2 protein-coding genes and 1 pseudogene are annotated in these 1,484 nt (G+C 73.7%); 2 read left to right on the top strand and 1 reads right to left on the bottom strand.

Features of this window, described 5'->3' with window-relative positions; genetic code table 11:
* Together AC2W7C_RS17815 and AC2W7C_RS17810 are read left to right on the top strand one after the other, a co-directional pair.
* Positions 1-372 (top strand): insulinase family protein (locus AC2W7C_RS17815; protein ID WP_486002559.1); only part of this gene is annotated, 372 nt, incomplete at its 5' end.
* Positions 360-1,199, top strand: coding sequence for a M16 family metallopeptidase (locus tag AC2W7C_RS17810; protein WP_486002558.1), 840 nt, complete (start codon positions 360-362; stop codon positions 1,197-1,199). The genes AC2W7C_RS17815 and AC2W7C_RS17810, both read left to right, overlap by 13 nt.
* Before the next feature lie 51 nt (positions 1,200-1,250).
* Here AC2W7C_RS17810 and AC2W7C_RS17805 read toward each other — a convergent pair.
* Positions 1,251-1,484 (bottom strand): annotated as a pseudogene (locus tag AC2W7C_RS17805) (S1 family peptidase); the annotation flags it as partial.

Below are 1,484 nucleotides of genomic sequence, written 5' to 3'. Positions count from 1 at the left end.
GGCGTGGCCAGCTTCACCGCCTCGCTGCTGACCCAGGGCACCGCGACCCGGTCGGCGCCGGAGATCGCCACCGAGACCGAGCGGCTGGGCGCCGACATCGGCGCGGGCGCGGGCGCGGACTTCACCAATGTCTTCGCCTCGTCGCCGGCCAACGTCTTTCCGCAGACCATGGCCCTGATGGCCGACGTGGTGCGCAACCCCGCCTTCGCGACCGAGGAGCTGGAGCGCGCCAAGACCCAGGCGCTGAACGGCCTCCGGGTCCAGCTGTCGCAGCCGGGACCCGTCGCGGGCCTGGCCGCCTCGCGCGCCGTCTATGGCGACGCGCCCTATGGCCAGCCGGCTCGGGCACGCCGACGACCATCCCGACGCTGACGCGCGAACAGCTGGAGGCCTTCCACCGGACCGCCTATCGCCCCGGCTCGGCGACCCTGGTCTTCTCGGGCGACATCACCCCCGAGGCCGCCTACGCCCTGGCCGAGCAGGCCTTCGGCGACTGGCGCGACCCGGCGGGCCAGGCCGTGGCCGTCGCCGATCCGGCCGGGCCGGCGATCGCCCCGCGCGTCATCGTGGTCGACCAGCCCGGCGCGGGCCAGGCGGCGGTCTATGCGGCCATGCGCGCCATCTCGCGGACGGACGACGCCTACTTCCCGCTGCTGGTCGGCAACGCCCTGATGGGCGGCGGCTTCTCGGCGCGTCTGAACCAGGAGATCCGCATCAAGCGCGGCCTGTCCTACGGCGCGGGGTCCAGCCTGGGCGTGCGCCAGGACGAGGGCATCCTGACCGCCACCGCCCAGACGCGGAACGACGCCGTGCCCGAGGTGGCCGGCCTGATCCTGGCCGAGATCACCCGCCTTTCCGCCACCCAGGCGACCGAGGCCGAACTGGCGCCGCGCAAGGCGACCCTGGTCGGCGCGTTCGGCCGTTCGCTGGAGACGGTGGACGGCCTGGGCGGCCTGGTCGCCAATCTGGCGCTCTACGGCCTGCCGATGTCGAACCTGGCCCGCTACGACGACGACGTGAACGGCGTGACGCCGGCGCAGATCCAGGCGGCGGCGGGCGAGCATCTGCAGGCGGCGAACGCCAGCCTGGTGATCGTCGGCGACGCCTCGCAGTTCATCGACGCCCTGCGCGCCGCCTATCCCAATGTCGAGGTCGTGCCGCTGTCGGGGCTGAACATCGATACGGCGCGGCTGCAGTAGGGGGCGGGCGTTTTCTCCCTCCCCCGCCGGGGGAGGGAGAACCGATGTGTCTCACGCCGACAGACAGACCACCTGGGCCACGCGCAGGTCGCGCCGCAGGTCGTCGGCGACCAGGCCGTAGTTGTCGACGGTGACGATGCGGCCGGTCACGGGCTCGTCGGCCTTCTGCACGCCGCGGATGGCCGGGCCGAAGGTCTCGGGCGCGGTGGTGTAGATGCGGCCCCGGCGCGGGCTCTCGGCGATGGTGACGCCGACGGCGCGGCCCTGGCGGTCCAGCACGGGCTG

Source organism: Brevundimonas sp. CURTG3B2_SDJG, assembly GCF_057364705.1.
Note: the sequence above shows the minus strand (reverse complement) of the source record. Positions and strands in the feature narration are given on the sequence as shown.